We start from the raw sequence: 16,600 nt of genomic DNA on the forward strand, positions 1-16,600 counted from the left end.
ACGACACTTCAAAAGATAAAAGGCTCTTTTGTCAAAGGAACACCGATGTTCAATAAAACGTCACGTGAACAACAAAAAGGGGCCTTTTTTGTTGTGACATATAAGCATTCCACACGCTTATTTTACTGTGCTTATGATTTTGAACATCAATACCTTGATGTTGAGATCAAACACCTAAAGTCTCGCTTGGGCCAGTTGAACTTTAAGAAAGATCGATATGAAAAACAATTGCTTAAATTGACAAACAAAGTGACGGGTGTGTGTTTCGGGAGTAAGAAACTCGCGCGCGGCCGGTTAACACAAACGTCTTATCACACTTATCCTGAGCGTTGGCAGAAAGATTGGGTAGCGGCGCGTTACGGTAAGATGACCATTTCGGGAAGGAAAGACGCCAAATCAGGTAACTTTGTCTTTCATTATCACCCAGAGACGCATACCCTTACCTTCAAAGCGATCGACCAATGCGTCATTCGTCTCTTTGACGTTGTTTTTCCTTATGGTCAAGATCATGTCAATCACGCCATTCAGACACAAATGAATCTGAAAGATAAGAAAAAGTATGGGAAGCCGATAGCATGGTCGCTTGAGGATCATGGTGACTACTACATCGTTAAATGCTTAATCGATGTGTCGCGTGCACCCTATCTAAATACCTCAACATCAACAGGTATGGTTGGTGTTGATTTGAATGTGAATCATATCGCAGTCGCCAATATCAACGCCATAGGTCAATGTGTGGATGCCTTTACCCTCCCGTTTAATTTAGAGGGTAAAACCAGTGGACAGCAGGCGAAAATAATAGAAGCAGAGGTCATTGCCCTCGTTGACTATGCCGTTAAACAGCATAAACCACTCGCCATTGAAAGATTGGATACGACACGGTCCAAAGTGTCGCGTCCTTATGGAAACAAAAAAGCTAATCGACGAATGAGTCAGTTTGCTTATCAAAAGATGATCCTAGCAATCAAGTCAAGAGCTGAAAAAATGGGGGTGGCTGTCTACGTTGTTAACCCCGCTTATACCAGTCAAATTGGCAAGATGAAATATATGAAGCGGCTTGGTGTGTCCATTCACATGGCAGCCGCTTATGTCATTGCCCGACGGGCAATGGGCTTTAAAGAAAAACTCCCACCGATGTTGTATTCACTTGTTCCAGAGCAGAAACAAGGTCTACATCATTGGGCGCAATGGGCGTATATGATGCGTACCCTGTCTTTTGTTAGAACCCATGCGTTCTACCAGACAGAACGGTTTGACCAAAGCAAGTTGTGTTCCTGGAACACACTATTTCCCCAACATGCTTTAACAGATGTTGAGAAAATAGGTTTGCGACGGTTGGAGAGTAGAAAAACCTATGCTTAGTTGAACGAGCATGGGTCCCCTTTAGGGTGTCCTTATGGAATCCCCTTCCTCAAACATTCGTGAGAATGTTAGGTGGGGGTAGTTCAAGGATGAATGGCAATCGCTTTTGTGTTAATCAACGTGAAGCAGAAGACTATACTGTATATATCGTTGTTGAGAAATTTGAAATCAATGATATCGCAGCATGGATAAGATATCATTCGTTCATGAGAGAGTGAAACAATCTTATCCATTATATTTCGACAATAGATTTTTCGGATTTCTTTAAATTGGTCCAAGTGCATTATTTAAATGACAAAATCGATTTTTAAAAGTTTTCAATTGTATAACAAATACGATTCTCCTCTTGTCATGGCGGCGTATTTAAGTGATAATAAAACTGTTGTTTTAAAAAGTGAGGGGGAAGTTTTTTGTCGTATTTACCGTTGGGCTTTTTTGTGTTGTTGCCAATTTTTTTAATTATTTATATTGCGTTAAGACAATTGAACAATCCCCACTTAAAACGCCGGTTATTTAATGGAGTTATGTTGGGATATCTCGTGATTTTAAGTTACTTGATTTGGTTTAGAGGACTTGGTGATGCGAGAGACATGCTTCAAATTAATTTAGAACCATTTGAAACAATCAAGCTCTATTTACGCGCCTATAGGCAAGAGACGTTAGCTTTTGATATTATTATCGTGAACCTTGTCGGTAATGTGGTGATGATGTTTCCGCTCGGGTTTTGGTTGTATGTGAAGCCTTATGGTTGGTTTAGAAAATTGTTATTCATTATTCTTATACCTGTATTGTTTGAAGGTGGTCAGTTCCTTTTACATCAACTGCACATGGTCTCTCGCTCAGTTGATGTAGATGATTGGATTTTAAATAGTTTAGGGATCTATTTAGGCCTGTTATTAAATATGGGGCATGAACAATTATTATCCAAACTCTTGCATCAATCAAAGTACAAAGAAATAAAAAAGTCAAAACTACACATCAGTTAAAAGCGTCGTTATCATTCATGAGAATGAAAATCGACGCTTTTTTTTATTAATAGCCTAACGTGTCGGCATCTTTTAGCGTCATGGTGACACGAACAATATCTCCACCGGATTTGTCAATTTTTTCACGGAGCTGTTTGTTGACAGACATCATCGCGTCTTCATTTTTTAGCGGCATCAGATTCATGTCACCAAAGGGTATATCATCAATAGTCCCAGTGACTTTTATCGAACCTCATGGTGCTTTTAAATGGTGTGTATCCGGTACATTAATCCTATAGGTCCAAGCCCCGCGACCCGGTTCGTAAATGAGCGGGAGGGGTTCATTATTTAGAATTGTTAAATCCATTGTTACGTCTCCTTTTATGTGCATTAGATTGAAATAAGTAAGTGGATCTTTCTATTGTACCAAAGGAGCCTTCGCTTATCTAAGTCATTAATACTTCTTTAATGAAAAGGGTTTATTCGGTTAAAAATGAAGGAATAGAGTAATAATCCACACCACTGAGGAGGCACGATTATGTTGAATATGAAATTAAAATACAAAAGGCAAGGAGCCTATACGGAAGAAAGAAAGTCTCGGACAGAAAAAAAGTCTATCATTGAAGCGCCTTTAAGCGAAAAGATGATTTATCCGATGAACATGCATATCGGCAAACCAGCGGAACCGATTGTTGAGGTTGGTGATGACGTGAAGATGGGACAACTGATTGCCGAAAAGCAAGGTTTTGTCTCTGCCAACATATACAGCTCTGTTTCTGGAACGGTTGAATCAATCGAAGAGAAGCCTTCGATGCATGGCCCTCACCTCGCCATCGTTATTAAGAATGATTTTAAAGATACTCCAGCACCCGCACTTACATCTACCCAAGAAGATTTAACATCACAGGATAAATTGTCACTCATTGAACGAGCCGGCATTGTCGGAATGGGAGGGGCAACATTTCCAACGCACGTCAAACTCTCACCACCAAAAGGAAAGGCTATTGACACATTGATTATTAATGGGGCTGAATGTGAAACATACTCTACCGCTGACCACCGATTAATGATTGAATCCGCTGAAGAAATCGTTGCTGGGATCAAAGAACTGCTGACGCTTTTTCCAATTAAACAGACATATATTGCGATTGAGTCAAATGTCCATGATAGTGTATGTGCTCTTAAACAAGCGATTGGCGACGATGAACGGATTCAAATCAAAGAGCTTGAGACAATTTATCCTCAAGGGGCGGAAAAACGCCTCATCAAAACATTAGTCAATCGCGAAGTACCTTCTGGAGGATTACCCCTTGATGTTCATACGATTGTAGCTAATGTCAGTACCGTACGGGCGGCTCATTTAGCGATTCAAAAAGGTTTACCTTTAATGGATCGTGTGACAACCGTCACGGGTGAACCCATTAAAGATCCGCAAAACTTTAGGGTAAGAATTGGTACACCGATTCAAGTCTTGATTGATGCTTGTGGTGGTTTTGTCGAAAAGACAGGGAAGATGTTGCACGGAGGCCCGATGATGGGTAAACCCATTACCTCCGGTCAAGTACCGATCACAAAAGGAACATCGGTGATTAGCTTTTTACCGAAAGAAGAAGTAAAAGTAGATGAACGGACCCCGTGTATCAAGTGTGCAGAGTGCTTAAATGTCTGTCCAGTAAATTTACAACCAATTCTTATATCCAACGCCTATGAACAAGGTGATATTGACGAGGCCGAACGTCTTGGGGCGATGGACTGTATTGATTGTGGGAACTGTTCATATATTTGCCCTGCTAATATTCCACTGCTGGATAACATTAGACAAGCCAAAACAGAAATTAAGGCGCGAAAGGAGAAAAGCTCATGATGTCACTTCAAGATATGACGCTTAAAATGAGTGCATCACCACACTTAAAATCACGTCGAAAAACCGATTGGATTATGAAGCAAGTCGTCATCGCCTTATTTCTGCCGCTCCTTGCTGCAATCTATTTCTTTGGCATCAGATCATTGTTTATGGTAATTGTCGGTGTGGCCTCAAGTGTGTTATTTGAATATGGTTTTCAAAAACTAAGAGATCAACCGATAAGAATTAATGATTATAGTGCGGTTATTACCGGGATGTTAATTGGCTTGAGTGTACCTGTCACCGCTCCTTATTGGACGATTATTATCGGCAGTTTCTTTGCGATTGTGATTATTAAACAGCTACCGGGCGGTATTGGTCGTAATATGTTTAATCCAGCTGTTGGCGCAAGAGTCATGTTAAAAGTCTTTTTCTCACCTTGGATTACGAACTGGGTCGCACCAGGTGCTGATGCAGTGTCGACCGCGACACCTTTAGAGTCGATTGGTCACTTTTCTAAAACGGTAGGAGAAGAGGTACCTGGATTATGGGATCTATTCCTTGGTGTGAATCTTGGCGGTAATATTGGTGAAACATCAAAACTGATGATCCTTCTTGCCTTTGTTTATCTTGTCGTAAGAGGCGTTATTAATATGAAGATTCCTCTTTATTATGTAGGAACAGTGGCTGTTATAAGTTCCATTTATGGTGGTTATAGTGTTGATTACATGATGACCCATGTGCTTAGTGGGACGCTCATCTTTGCGGCGGTGTTTATGGCTACTGATTATACAAGTGGAGCATTAACGCCGACTGGTCAAACGGTCTTTGCGATTGGGGCAGGACTGTTAACAATAGTGATTCGAATTGTGTTTAATTTCCCAGGAGGAGTCGGCTTTGCGATTTTGATTATGAATGCACTTAGCCCCGTCATAGATAAATACCTTGCCCCGCGTATCTATGGGCATAAAAAAAGACCGAAAGTGTCACTCGCCAAGTAACTCACTAGCTAACCCGAATGCGACAAACGAAAAATGTGAGAGAAGTGAGGCGATAAGTATTGATAGTATTTGAACCATTTTTACAGTCGATTGAACATCCTGATCATCGTGAGCGTTTAACAATGATTTTACAAGATATACAAGATACTTTTCCTGAACTGGAGCCGGTAATCAAATGGAATCAACCGATGTTTATCACCCATGGGACGTATATTATCGGCTTCAGTGTGGCAAAAGCTCATCTGGCGATTGCACCGGAAATGGCATGTAAAGACAAATTTCATGATCAAATCACTCAAGCAGGTTATGACATGACTAAACAATTAGTGAAGATGAAATGGACCGAGCCCGCCCATCTTGATTTAATTCGAAATATGGTTGCGTTTAATATTGAAGATAAGAAGGATATGACAGCGTTTTGGCGATAAGGTTAATAGATACTCTAAACAAACAAAAAGCCCGCTTATTCACGTTATATACGCGAATAAGCGGGCTTTTATTTCATCACTGACATATTGCCGTAATTATTGATTTGTTTTTTCGCGAATGAATGCTTCTACTTCATCAGCTGTTGACATACTTAGAAGTTCATCTTTGTAAGAACGGAGTTCTTCTTTAGATAAATCTTTAATCTGTGTACGTGCTGGAAGAATTGATGTGGCACTCATACTAAACTCATCAAGACCTAAACCGAGTAAGATTGGAATCGCGATAGAGTCGCCAGCCATCTCACCACACATACCGGCCCATTTGCCTTCCGCGTGTGCGGCTTCAATCACGTTATTCACGAGATTAAGGATCGCTGGATGGTACGGTTGGTAAAGGTATGAGACGCGTTCGTTCATACGGTCAGCCGCAAGTGTGTATTGAATTAAGTCATTTGTACCGATACTAAAGAAGTCAACTTCTTTAGCGAATTGGCGAGCAATCACAGCAGTTGCTGGAATCTCAACCATGATACCGACTTCAATATCATCACTCACGTCAACACCTTCAGCTTTTAAGTTATCTTTTTCTTCAAGTAACAAAGCTTTAGCTGAACGGAACTCATCAAGGGTTGCGATCATTGGGAACATGATCTTCAAGTTACCGTGGACACTTGCGCGCAGTAGGGCACGTAGTTGTGTACGGAAGATATCGTCACGCTCTAAGCAAAGACGAATCGCACGGAAACCTAAGAACGGGTTCATTTCTTTCGGTAAGTCAAGGTAGCTTAATTCTTTATCGCCACCAATGTCTAACGTACGAACAACAACTGGTTTGTCACCCATTTGTTTTAATACAGATGAGTAAGCGTCAAATTGCTCGTCCTCAGTAGGGAAATCAGAGTTACCCATATATAGGAATTCTGTACGGTAAAGACCGACACCTTCGCCGCCGTTATTCAGAACACCGACAACATCGTCTGGTGTACCGATATTCGCAACTAATTCAACGTGCTCACCGTCTTTAGAAATCGTTGGCTCGTCTTTTAATTGTGCCCAAATTTCTTTTTGTTTTTCAAAATCAGCTTGTTTTTCTTTGTAAGTCGCTAATTCTTCTTCTGTTGGGTTAATAATGACTTTACCGTCAATCCCATCAACAATCACGATATCGCCTTCAGAAACATCCTCTGTGACGGTTTTAGTACCAACAACCGCTGGAATTTCTAAAGAACGTGCCATAATCGCAGAGTGTGATGTACGACCGCCAATATTTGTCGTAAACCCTTTCACAAATTGCTTATTTAATTGTGCGGTATCTGAAGGTGTTAAGTCTTCAGCAATTATCACAACTTCTTCATCAATCAAGGCAGGATCTGGGAACGTGACTTTAAGTAGGTGAGCCATGACGCGTTTTGTCACGTCCTGAATATCAGCTGCTCTTTCACGCATGTATTCATTATCCATGCCTTTAAACATATCGATAAACATGTTAGCGACATCATCAAGTGCTTTTTCAGCATTGACGTTATCGTTTTTAATTTTATCTTCCATTGGTGTAATCAGTTCAGGGTCACTTAACACTAAAAGGTGCGCAGAAAAAATCTCCGCATGCTCATCACCAAGTGAAAGACGTGCGTTTTCTTTAATTTTTTCTAATTCTTTTTTTGATACCGTCAACGCATCATGAAGGCGGTTAACTTCTGTATCAACATCGTCAACTTTCTTTGTCTCATAAGAAAGATCGGGTGTTTCTAATGTGTATGCTTTAGCAATTGCGACACCGTTAGATGCCGCAATGCCTGTTAAAATCGCCATATAGGAATTATTCCCCTAAGCCAGTTTCTTTAACTGTTGCATAAATCGCTTCGATTGCTTCATCTTCGTCAGCGCCTTCTGCAACGATCTTGATTTCAGCATCCTTAGGGATACCTAGAGACATAACACCCATAATTGATTTTAAGTTTACTGATTTGCCATTGTACTCAACAGTAACGTCAGAAGAGAAGTTACCTGCTTTGTTTACGAGTACTGTAGCTGGGCGTGCGTGCACACCTGTTGAATCTGTAATTGTTATTGTTTTTTCAGCTGCCATGAAAAAAACCTCCTATAAATTTAAGATTTTGTTTTTCAGTATACCATACCCTATATTTTAACGGTTAACACCGTCAAATATCAAGTTTATTGCACATATTTATTAAGAGAATGTTGATAATTTTTTTCCGATGCCTAACGGAAAAAGAAAATCATGCACAATAAACCTTTGACACCATACCATGAAACCGTTTGGCTGTAAAGGCGAGACGGTCCTTTTAGAAATCGGTTACTTCCACGTCTACTAACTCAAAAAGCGTTTCCATGTCTTTTTTTTCGGCTAAATCTTTTGTAAAGGCGGTGGCACTTCCGGAAGCAACAGCTAAACGAAAGGCATCGACTGGTTTATAGCCCCGCTCAAGTCCGGCTAAAAAGCCGGCCACGGTTGAATCCCCAGCACCTACGGTGTTGATAACCGTCCCTTTAGGTACTTGCGCTTGATACAAGGTATGATTGTGTAAATAAATCGCCCCGTCACCACCCATGGAGATAATCACGTGTTTAACCCCAGAATCGTGCAGTTGTTTGGCATAATGAATCGCTTGTTGTTTCGACGTAATCTCAACATCAAACAGTTCTCCAAGTTCATGATGATTCGGCTTGGCTAAGAAAAGGGGTTCTCCAACCATTTTCTTTAATGCTTCAGATGAGGTGTCTAGCACAAGTTTAACGGACTTTTCTCTAAGACGTTTAACAATCTGTAAGTAAAAATCATCCGGTAAATCTTGTGGTAAGCTACCTGCAAGTACTAAGTAGTCGTCACACGTTAAATGGTCTAATTGGTCAAGAAAATGTTCTGTTTCTTCTTTTGTAATCGTTGCACCAGGCCCATTGATTTCAGTTTCTTTAGCGCCTTTTAATTTAAGGTTGATCCGAGTGGCATCGCTAACATGGACAAAATCGGTATCAACGCCCTCATCCTGTAACGTTTGTTCAATGAAGGCACCGGTAAACCCACCAGTAAATCCTAACGCTGTTGAAGGGATGTTTAAACGCGTTAAAATACGCGACACGTTAATGCCCTTTCCACCAGGGAAATAGCTCGGGTCAGTCCCGCGATTTAATCCGCCGTATTGAAACTCAGCCACAGATAGAATGTAATCGATGGATGGATTGAGTGTACAAGTGAAAATCATGTCATCGCCTCCAAGACGTCCGTTAGTTTTGAATAAGCTTCTCTGTCCTCTTCTAATAATCGGTCAGTAATTAAAGTAGCATGTTTTAGCTCGCTGAACCGGTAAGCGCTTTTTGTGTGCAATTTAGAATGGTCCGCTAAGACAAAGCGCTTATCACTTAATGTTAATGCTTTTTCTTTTAAATCGCCTTCTTCAGGGTCGGGAGTGGAATAACCGAAAGAAACATCCACCCCGTTAGTACCGATAAAAGCTAAGTTAAAATGATAATGTTCTAACTGTTTAAGTGCCACACTCCCAATCACAGCACCTGTCTTATCTTTCACTTTCCCACCAATGATATACGTCGGAATATGATATTGTTGTAATAAATCAAGATGCATCAGGCCATTAGTGACAACGGTGATCGGTCGATCTTTTAAAAAAGGAATCATTTCATAAGTCGTCGTTCCGGCATCTAAATAAATGACATCATAATCTTCTATTAAGGCTGCCGCATATTGGGCAATTTCTTTTTTCTCTGTCGTCCCGCGTTGTTTTTTCTCTTGAACAGTTGGTTCGTCTTTTGTTTGTGTTACTACGGTTGCTCCGCCGTGAACGCGCTTTAATAAGTGTTGTTTTTCAAGCTCGCTTAAATCTCGACGAATGGTTGATTCTGATACACGCATCAAATCAACCAGAGATTGAATGGTGATCATTTGTTTGTTTGATAGTTCTTCTAATATTAAGGCATGTCGCTTAGGTGTTAACATGATCGTCGCCTCCTCTGATACACTTAGTATACGATAACACCCTTTAAAAATCAATCAAAATCAATCAAAATCAATCAAAAACACCATCGCAATGATGTTGATACTTAAAAGGTAGAAATCGCTTTCATTAAAAAAGGAAAATATACTTGTCATCAACTGGTGAAGTATGCTAAATTAGTACTAGTGTTTTTATTTAATGTTATAAGCAATAAAGTAGTGATTTTAAGTGGGTCTAGGAGGTATGCTTTTACGATGGAAGCTATTTTGATTACATTAATTATTCTTTCAAGTATTACCCTTATTACGATGATTGTTTTACAATCAGGTAAAAGTGAAGGGTTAGCGGGTGCGATTTCGGGAGGAGCGGAACAACTCTTTGGTAAGAAAAAAGCACGTGGATTAGACGCGGTATTGCAAAAAGCGACAATCGTTGCTTCAGTAGTATTTTTTGTTGCAACATTTGCGTTAGCTTATATTATTTAACAAGATGAATCTCTTTAGGTGACATAGGAAGACGTCACTTAAAGAGATTTTCTTTTTGTCATGATAATCTCACATTGTGCAATAGAAGCCACTCTTTGATAAAATAGAAGCAGATGAAAATAATAGAGAAAAAGCTAACAAATAGCTATGGGAGAAAGGACGATCGATGTGAAAATTAAACAACCAGAACCGTTTATGTTTAAAGGTGGGAAAAGAGCGGTATTACTATTACATGGGTTTACCGGTCACAGTGCTGATATGCGCATGCTTGGTCGATTTTTGGAAACAAAAGGCTATACATCATTTGGTCCGATTTACCGCGGACACGGCAAAACACCAGAAGATTTACTCGATGGCTCAGCTGAAACGTGGTATGAAGATGTCGTCAAAGCCTATCAACAGCTAAAACAAGACGGCTATGATAAGGTTGCGGTATTGGGGTTATCGCTTGGTGGTGTGCTTAGCTTGAAGCTCGCGACCGAAAATCCAGTCGTAGGCGTGGGGACGATGTGTTCTCCGATGTTCTTTGACAATGAGACGCAACTGACGAAAGGTTTTCGATATTTTGCGAGTCAATATAAACAAAAAGAAGGCAAAGATACCGCTGTTATTGAAAAAGAAGTCCATACCCTTACTAACAATGCCAAACCGCTCTTTGATAGTCTTGCTGGATTAATTGATGACGTGCGCGGGGTACTTGATCATATCTATACGCCGACACTTGTCATTCAAGCGAAAGACGATCAGATGATCAACACAGATAGTGCCACACATATTTATGACCATGTGGAATGTGATGATAAAGAGATCCATTGGTATGAGGGTGCTGGTCATGCGATTACGCTAGGACCAAAGCGTGAAGCTGTCCATGAAGATGTCTATCGTTTCTTAGAATCTTTAGATTGGGATGAGGCTATACTATAAACGCTTAAATAGTTAAAATGACGGCGATTATTTATAAGTGGTAGATGTATAAGACAATAAAAATAGAAAAGACTAAAGATAAGCAATGATTTGAAAGAAGGTGAAGGAAGAATGAATGAGTTAAAACAAAAGATTTTAACATTTATTACAGAAGAAGCAGAGCGTCCCGTGTCAGTTGATGATATTAGTGAGGCTGTCTTTAATGAGACCGTCACAAGTGAGATGTTTACTGACTTAATGAAAACGCTCAATGATTTAGAAGACGACGGCCGGATCATGTTGACGAGAAAGAATAAATACGTCTCACCAGCTCGAGCTGGGTTAGTAAGAGGGAAGGTGCAAATGCACAAAAAAGGCTTTGCCTTTTTAATTCCTGATGAAGAAGGGATAAAAGATTTATACTTACATCCACATGACTTAAATGGCGCCATGAATGGCGATATAGTCTTAGCACGTGCTGACGCAGAAGTAAGTGGCGATAAACGTGTAGAAGGTGTGGTTGAAAGAATTCTTGAACGTGGGTCGACCCGCGTTATCGGCAACTATGTTGATAAAGGGAATTTTGGTTTTGTCGTCGCAGATGATAAGCGCATTCCTAATGATGTCTTTATTAAAAAAGAGGACAGTCAGGGCGCCGTTGACGGTCATAAAGTGATCGTCAACATCTTGAAATTCCCAGAGGGACAGAATGCCGCTGAAGGTGAAGTGGTTGAAATCCTGGGACATAAAAATGATCCGGGCGTCGATATCCTATCGATCATTCATAAACACAACATCGAGATTGAGTTCCCAGACGAGGTACTGGACCAAGCAAAGCATGTGAAAGAAACCATCGATGAGTCCGACCTTGAAGGGCGAGTCGATCGTCGCGATAAAACGATTGTCACGATTGACGGGGCTGATGCGAAAGATTTAGATGATGCGATTCGAGTCGAGCAGTTAGCCAATGGCAATCACTTGCTTGGCGTTTATATTGCGGATGTGTCTTATTATGTCGAAGAAGGTTCACCAATTGATGTGGAAGCTTACAAGCGCGGAACGAGTGTCTATCTTGTTGACCGGGTGATCCCAATGATCCCGCACCGGTTATCAAACGGTATTTGTTCACTGAATCCCCATGTGGATCGTTTAGTACTGGCTTGTGAGATGGAGATTTCACCTAATGGGGAAGTCGTGTCACATGACATTTTCCAAAGTGTGATCAATACGTCGGCTCGTATGACTTACCAAGCCGTCAATCAAATCTTAACCGATCAAGATGAAGCGGTGATGAAAGAATATGACACACTTATCCCAATGTTTCACGAGATGGAACAACTGGCGCGTATTTTGCGAAAAAAACGGATGGACCGTGGCGCGATTGATTTTGACTTTAACGAAGCAAAAGTCATCGTTGATGAATCGGGTCACCCGACTGATGTCGTCTTACGCCACCGTGGGGTGTCTGAACGGTTAATTGAAGAATTTATGTTGGCGGCGAATGAGACGATCGCTGAGCATTTCCACTGGATGGATGTGCCATTTATTCACCGGATTCATGAGGACCCAGACGAAGACCGTCTCCAAAAATTCTTTGAATTTATTGGACAGTTTGGTTATAGTGTCAAAGGTGTTAAAAATGATATTCACCCGCAAGCCTTGCAACGGGTACTAGATGAGGTGAAAGGTGAACAAGAAGAGATGATTATCTCTAAATTGATGCTTAGGTCAATGAAACAAGCAAAGTATGACCCGAAAAGTGTCGGACACTTCGGTCTTGCGACCGAGTTTTATACCCATTTTACCTCACCAATTAGACGATACCCTGACTTAATTGTCCATCGTCTCATCCGGACGTATTTAATTAACGGTGATCTTAGCAATGACACACAAGCAAAATGGAAAGATAAACTGTCTGAGATAGCTAAACACACGTCTGAACAAGAGCGAGTAGCGGTCGACGCTGAACGGGATACCGATGAACTCAAAAAAGCTGAATTTATGCAAGATAAGATTGGTGAAGAGTTTGAAGGGGTTATTAGTTCCGTAACTGGTTTTGGTTTATTTGTCGAACTGGAGAATACGGTAGAAGGTCTTGTCCATGTCAGTGATTTAACTGACGACTATTACCACTACGATGAAACGCGCTATGCGATGATTGGTGAAAGAACCGGTAATGTCTTTAGAATTGGTGATGTGATTGAAGTTCGCGTTGAAGCGGTCAATCTAGAAGAGCAGTCGATTGACTTTGAGATCGTTGGCATGAAAAAGAAAGCCAAGCGACCAAGCCCTGACTTTAATTGCGGGTCAAAAGATAAGGGACAATCAAAAGGTAATGGAAAGAAACAACAAGATGATGCCAAAAAGCCTAAACATAAAAAGAAAAAACAAAAAGGGCGAGCTGTCCCACCAAAAGCCGCAAAAAAGAAACGTAAAAAATAACCGAGAAAACATATAAAAAGACAGATCATTTGGCCGAACGGGCGGATGGTCTGTCTCTTTCTATTTAATAAGCGTGATGCGGTTTACATGCTGTCATCAATCCGTATACACATCAATACTGCCATTACTTGTATCGAGTTTAAGGGAGTAAGTCCCGTCATTTAGCACCTCATACCGATTGTCACGACCGAAAATATCGACGCTACCGTTACTCGTATCGGCCTCAATGGTCACATCGGCGCCGTGTGATAAGGAGACATCGATACTGCCGTTACTCGTTCGTAGGGTGACGTCATCTGTCATCTTAAGACCAAAAGCATCAATAGAACCATTTTTCGTTTCCGCCTCAATCCGTCCAGTTGTATTCATTAATGTCACTTTACCATTGCTTGTTTTAGCCTGTAAAACGTTGGCTTCGAGATCAATCAGCTCAATAGCTCCGTTACTCGTCTTAAGATCAATTTCATCCATATGTTGTTCTTTTACAATCACACGACCATTGCTCGTTTTGGCACTTATATTTGTTAACTGATCACGCGGTACTTTAACAGTCAGCCGCGGTTGTTGCGTGACAAATGGGATGAAGAAAAACCAGTTAGCTTGGTCAACCGCAATGGCTAAGGTTTCGTCGTTTGCTTTAAGGTTGAGAGCATCAATTAAGTCCTGTTCTTTCATCCCGCTGAATACGACAGTCATGTCGTCTTCTTCTGTTGGCACAATAGTAATCGAGGTGTTATCGGCCTCAATTGTCAGTGCTTTGACAGGCGAATTGATGACTTTAATGATTTCCTCGTCTGAAAAGTTGGCTTGATAAGTCATAAAAGCACCCAATAATCCCGCGCCAATCAATATCACACCAATAATCATGAATATTTTTTTCATGTTAACCCTCCTCTTCTTCAATTATACTTTTTAAAGTTCTATTCTTATATAAAGACGCCATGCAGTTCCCAGCCTTCTTCTAGTCGGAAACAGTCTTTATGTTTTAGTTCACTGTATTGCGTTTTCGAAAAATTAAACCAAGGCAAGCGGTCTGGTTCATGTTTTAATAACTCAGCTATTGTATGAAATAAGCCTGGTGTGGTGAAGATATCTTCATGAACATAGCGAATGTTTAATAATTTTTCTCCTTTATAATCGTCATCAACAAATAGATATCTTTGTGTCAATGGTGATTGGAAGATACGCATCGCTGAAAATTTGTCATCTGAAATCAGACATGAACTAAAGGGAAATGGATAATACGCCTCATAAACGAAAGAAGCAATATTTTCATTCATTAACGTTTGAAGTGCTGCACGTTTCTCTGAATGAGTGATGACTTCATCCCATATTAACGTTTTATCTACGATGAACGGTCCAAGGTTAATGGCTGGGAAGTTATGATACTTATCAATAAAAGTTAGACCAAGGTGCGCGAGTATTTTTTTTGCGGGCCAATTTTCAATATGTGTATACCCACCAATAAAACACACGTCAGGGTCTTGTTTAATGATATCAACAAGGAAGTGGAGCAACTGGGTGGGGTAACCAAGTTTTCTGAAGCGCAGGTCACTTCTTAGGCGACCAAGCATCACATTGCCACCAGGAAAATACGTATAACCAGCGACAGTAACGAGAATCTTATCTTTAAATAATCCGTATAAATAGTTGTTAGGCGGTGTAATTAATCGGTCGTAGACGTGTAACATATAGTCATTCTCTACACCTGTCTCCATCTGTTGATAAAGTGTAAAATCTGTGGTTGTTAGTGGTCGAATCGTTATCATTTAAATTAATCCTTTCTTAGCCGTTCATCTATGTGTGAGTATTTCATTCCTTTTCATTGTATAATAAGAACAGGCTTGGTAAAATAGAAAAAGAACCATTTAACAAAGTGAGGTGAAAAACATGCCAAAAGGATCAGGGAAAGTTGTCGCTCAAAATAAAAAAGCCAATCATGACTTCTTTATTGAAGAAACAATAGAGGCAGGCATTGTCTTACAAGGAACAGAAATTAAATCAATTCGTAATGGTCGTGTCAATATGAAGGATAGTTTCGCACGAGTGAGTAATGGTGAGGTATTTCTGCATAACTTGCACATCTCCCCTTATGAACAAGGAAATATTCATAACCATGAACCGACACGGATGCGTAAGCTATTGTTGCATAAAAAACAGATTGCGAAGCTGATAGGAGAAACCCAACAAGCAGGGTATTCGCTTGTGCCAATTAAAATGTACTTAAAAGATGGTTATGCGAAAGTACTCATTGGTTTAGGTAAAGGTAAGAAGAAATATGATAAACGAGAAGATTTAAAACGCAAACAAATGAATCGTGATGTCGCTCGTGCCCTAAAAGACCGGGATTAAAGTCGAGATCTGACTTGAAAAAAAGTTAGATGCCTGTTATAGTGGTAGAAGTAAGAAAAATTGAATAGGCGAAGATTACGCCTCTCTCTGTACTTTCCTATTATGGGGACGTTACGGATTCGACAGGGGTAGTTTGAGCTCAAGCTGCGTGTCGAGGTTACGGCTCGTAAAACGTTACCCGCCAATAATAACTGGCAAACAAAACAATTTCTCTTTAGCAGCTGCCTAAGCAATTGCTAAAGGATCCCGCTTAGCATCGCCCATGTGCTAAGATTTGGGGTCTCAACTGAAGTGGGATACGCTAACCTCCACCGTCTGAGGACGGTTAGAAGAGCTTAATCAGACTAGCAACACGGACGCCTGTTGATTGGCATATGTGCTTGCGAAATCGAAATAGATCAACTACACATGTAGACGCTTGAGTGGCGATATCTCTGGACGTGGGTTCGACTCCCACCGTCTCCACCAAAAAATACCAATTTGGTGGTTACATTACATATTTAACTGTTCTTTCCTTCGTGGATCGAACAGTTTTTTAATGGTTTTTTGTCAAATAATTGGCCCTTCTATAATGACAATCAGAAGATTTAGCTAGTCGTGAATATTTCCGTTGGTGGAGACGGCGGGAGTCTCCGCCAACGAAATAGAGTTCATTATACTAAGGTAAGCGTTTACGTTATGTCATAATTTCCATTGTTTAAGAGAGACTGGCTGAATCTTATTCGAAACGGTCAGTTGTACTGGTAGAAGAAATTTTATCTAAATTAGGCGAGAAAACCCCCATCTTCAAGGAATGTTATGGGCTAAGCCCAATGAGTAAGTGGGGGATGAATCGCCTTTGGGCAAGG

The 16,600-nt window shown here is 40.6% G+C and carries 16 protein-coding genes and 1 other RNA gene; 10 read left to right on the forward strand and 7 right to left on the reverse strand.

Annotated features, from left to right (window positions below):
* Positions 1 to 1,362, forward strand: a 1,362-nt coding sequence (locus BM390_RS15610) for an IS200/IS605 family accessory protein TnpB-related protein (protein ID WP_177220739.1), incomplete at its 5' end; no start/stop codon positions are given.
* A 410-nt stretch (positions 1,363 to 1,772) separates the two neighbouring features.
* Positions 1,773 to 2,348, forward strand: a complete 576-nt coding sequence (locus tag BM390_RS14210; protein ID WP_062323644.1) for a VanZ family protein — start codon at positions 1,773 to 1,775, stop codon at positions 2,346 to 2,348.
* A 46-nt stretch (positions 2,349 to 2,394) separates the two neighbouring features.
* On the opposite strand, the gene BM390_RS14215 is transcribed toward BM390_RS14210, so the two are convergent.
* Positions 2,395 to 2,574 carry a DUF1905 domain-containing protein gene (locus BM390_RS14215; protein WP_255349977.1) on the reverse strand — a complete coding sequence of 60 codons (180 nt, stop codon included), beginning with the start codon at positions 2,572 to 2,574 and terminating at the stop codon, positions 2,395 to 2,397.
* Between the two features lie 291 nt (positions 2,575 to 2,865).
* On the opposite strand from BM390_RS14215, the gene rsxC reads away from it, so the two are divergent.
* The 3 genes from rsxC to BM390_RS14230 are packed head-to-tail and all read left to right on the forward strand — an operon-like array spanning position 2,866 to position 5,599.
* Positions 2,866 to 4,191 (forward strand): electron transport complex subunit RsxC, encoded by a 1,326-nt coding sequence (gene rsxC, locus BM390_RS14220; RefSeq protein ID WP_246806786.1) that lies wholly within the window; start codon positions 2,866 to 2,868, stop codon positions 4,189 to 4,191.
* Positions 4,188 to 5,171, forward strand: a complete 984-nt coding sequence (locus tag BM390_RS14225; RefSeq protein WP_062323642.1) for an RnfABCDGE type electron transport complex subunit D — start codon at positions 4,188 to 4,190, stop codon at positions 5,169 to 5,171. The genes rsxC and BM390_RS14225 overlap by 4 nt, the downstream gene beginning before the upstream one ends.
* Before the next feature lie 59 nt (positions 5,172 to 5,230).
* Positions 5,231 to 5,599 (forward strand): iron chaperone, encoded by a 369-nt coding sequence (locus BM390_RS14230; protein ID WP_062323640.1) that lies wholly within the window; start codon positions 5,231 to 5,233, stop codon positions 5,597 to 5,599.
* Positions 5,600 to 5,695: 96 nt separating this feature from the next.
* Here the strand turns inward: BM390_RS14230 and ptsP are convergent, their stop codons facing one another.
* From ptsP to BM390_RS14250, 4 genes are all read right to left on the reverse strand, one after another.
* On the reverse strand, positions 5,696 to 7,411 hold the full coding sequence (gene ptsP, locus BM390_RS14235) for a phosphoenolpyruvate--protein phosphotransferase (protein WP_062323639.1): 1,716 nt from the start codon (positions 7,409 to 7,411) through the stop codon (positions 5,696 to 5,698).
* Between the two features lie 7 nt (positions 7,412 to 7,418).
* Entirely contained in the window at positions 7,419 to 7,688 is a 270-nt protein-coding gene (locus BM390_RS14240; protein WP_062323638.1) for a phosphocarrier protein HPr, read from the reverse strand.
* 217 nt (positions 7,689 to 7,905) lie between these two features.
* On the reverse strand, positions 7,906 to 8,823 hold the full coding sequence (gene pfkB, locus BM390_RS14245) for a 1-phosphofructokinase (RefSeq protein ID WP_062323635.1): 918 nt from the start codon (positions 8,821 to 8,823) through the stop codon (positions 7,906 to 7,908).
* A complete protein-coding gene (locus tag BM390_RS14250) occupies positions 8,820 to 9,572 on the reverse strand; it encodes a DeoR/GlpR family DNA-binding transcription regulator (RefSeq protein WP_062323633.1) in 753 nt (250 codons plus the stop codon). The genes pfkB and BM390_RS14250 overlap by 4 nt, the downstream gene beginning before the upstream one ends.
* 252 nt (positions 9,573 to 9,824) lie before the next feature.
* Between BM390_RS14250 and secG the strand changes: the two genes are divergently transcribed.
* The 3 genes from secG (at position 9,825) to rnr (ending at position 13,400) form a co-directional block, all read left to right on the forward strand.
* Positions 9,825 to 10,055, forward strand: a complete 231-nt coding sequence (gene secG, locus BM390_RS14255) for a preprotein translocase subunit SecG (RefSeq protein ID WP_062323631.1) — start codon at positions 9,825 to 9,827, stop codon at positions 10,053 to 10,055.
* A gap of 168 nt (positions 10,056 to 10,223) precedes the next feature.
* A complete protein-coding gene (locus BM390_RS14260) occupies positions 10,224 to 10,979 on the forward strand; it encodes an alpha/beta hydrolase (protein ID WP_062323629.1) in 756 nt (251 codons plus the stop codon).
* Between the two features lie 111 nt (positions 10,980 to 11,090).
* Positions 11,091 to 13,400, forward strand: a complete 2,310-nt coding sequence (gene rnr, locus BM390_RS14265; RefSeq protein ID WP_089855560.1) for a ribonuclease R — start codon at positions 11,091 to 11,093, stop codon at positions 13,398 to 13,400.
* Positions 13,401 to 13,496: 96 nt separating this feature from the next.
* On the opposite strand, the gene BM390_RS14270 is transcribed toward rnr, so the two are convergent.
* Together BM390_RS14270 and BM390_RS14275 are read right to left on the reverse strand one after the other, a co-directional pair.
* Entirely contained in the window at positions 13,497 to 14,282 is a 786-nt protein-coding gene (locus BM390_RS14270; RefSeq protein WP_062323628.1) for a DUF4097 family beta strand repeat-containing protein, read from the reverse strand.
* Between the two features lie 44 nt (positions 14,283 to 14,326).
* The gene (locus tag BM390_RS14275) at positions 14,327 to 15,169 is read right to left on the reverse strand and encodes a hypothetical protein (RefSeq protein ID WP_062323625.1); all 843 of its coding nucleotides are present in this window, start codon (positions 15,167 to 15,169) and stop codon (positions 14,327 to 14,329) included.
* A gap of 121 nt (positions 15,170 to 15,290) precedes the next feature.
* Between BM390_RS14275 and smpB the strand changes: the two genes are divergently transcribed.
* Positions 15,291 to 15,752 (forward strand): SsrA-binding protein SmpB, encoded by a 462-nt coding sequence (smpB, locus tag BM390_RS14280; protein WP_089855563.1) that lies wholly within the window; start codon positions 15,291 to 15,293, stop codon positions 15,750 to 15,752.
* Positions 15,753 to 15,856: 104 nt separating this feature from the next.
* Positions 15,857 to 16,220, forward strand: a transfer-messenger RNA (tmRNA) gene (ssrA, locus tag BM390_RS14285).
* The last annotated feature ends 380 nt before the right edge of the window (positions 16,221 to 16,600 follow it).

The organism is Halolactibacillus miurensis, assembly GCF_900116255.1.
GTDB classification, from domain to species: Bacteria; Bacillota; Bacilli; order Bacillales; family Amphibacillaceae; genus Halolactibacillus; species Halolactibacillus miurensis.

Coding starts and splice junctions, on each gene's coding strand:
- BM390_RS14240 (WP_062323638.1), bottom strand. CDS start 7,688: ATGGCAGCTGAAAAAACAATAACAATTACAGATTCAACAGGTGTGCAC.
- smpB (WP_089855563.1), top strand. CDS start 15,291: ATGCCAAAAGGATCAGGGAAAGTTGTCGCTCAAAATAAAAAAGCCAAT.
- BM390_RS14225 (WP_062323642.1), top strand. CDS start 4,188: ATGATGTCACTTCAAGATATGACGCTTAAAATGAGTGCATCACCACAC.
- BM390_RS14270 (WP_062323628.1), bottom strand. CDS start 14,282: ATGAAAAAAATATTCATGATTATTGGTGTGATATTGATTGGCGCGGGA.
- rnr (WP_089855560.1), top strand. CDS start 11,091: ATGAATGAGTTAAAACAAAAGATTTTAACATTTATTACAGAAGAAGCA.
- pfkB (WP_062323635.1), bottom strand. CDS start 8,823: ATGATTTTCACTTGTACACTCAATCCATCCATCGATTACATTCTATCT.
- secG (WP_062323631.1), top strand. CDS start 9,825: ATGGAAGCTATTTTGATTACATTAATTATTCTTTCAAGTATTACCCTT.
- BM390_RS14250 (WP_062323633.1), bottom strand. CDS start 9,572: ATGTTAACACCTAAGCGACATGCCTTAATATTAGAAGAACTATCAAAC.
- rsxC (WP_246806786.1), top strand. CDS start 2,866: ATGTTGAATATGAAATTAAAATACAAAAGGCAAGGAGCCTATACGGAA.
- ptsP (WP_062323639.1), bottom strand. CDS start 7,411: ATGGCGATTTTAACAGGCATTGCGGCATCTAACGGTGTCGCAATTGCT.
- BM390_RS14275 (WP_062323625.1), bottom strand. CDS start 15,169: ATGATAACGATTCGACCACTAACAACCACAGATTTTACACTTTATCAA.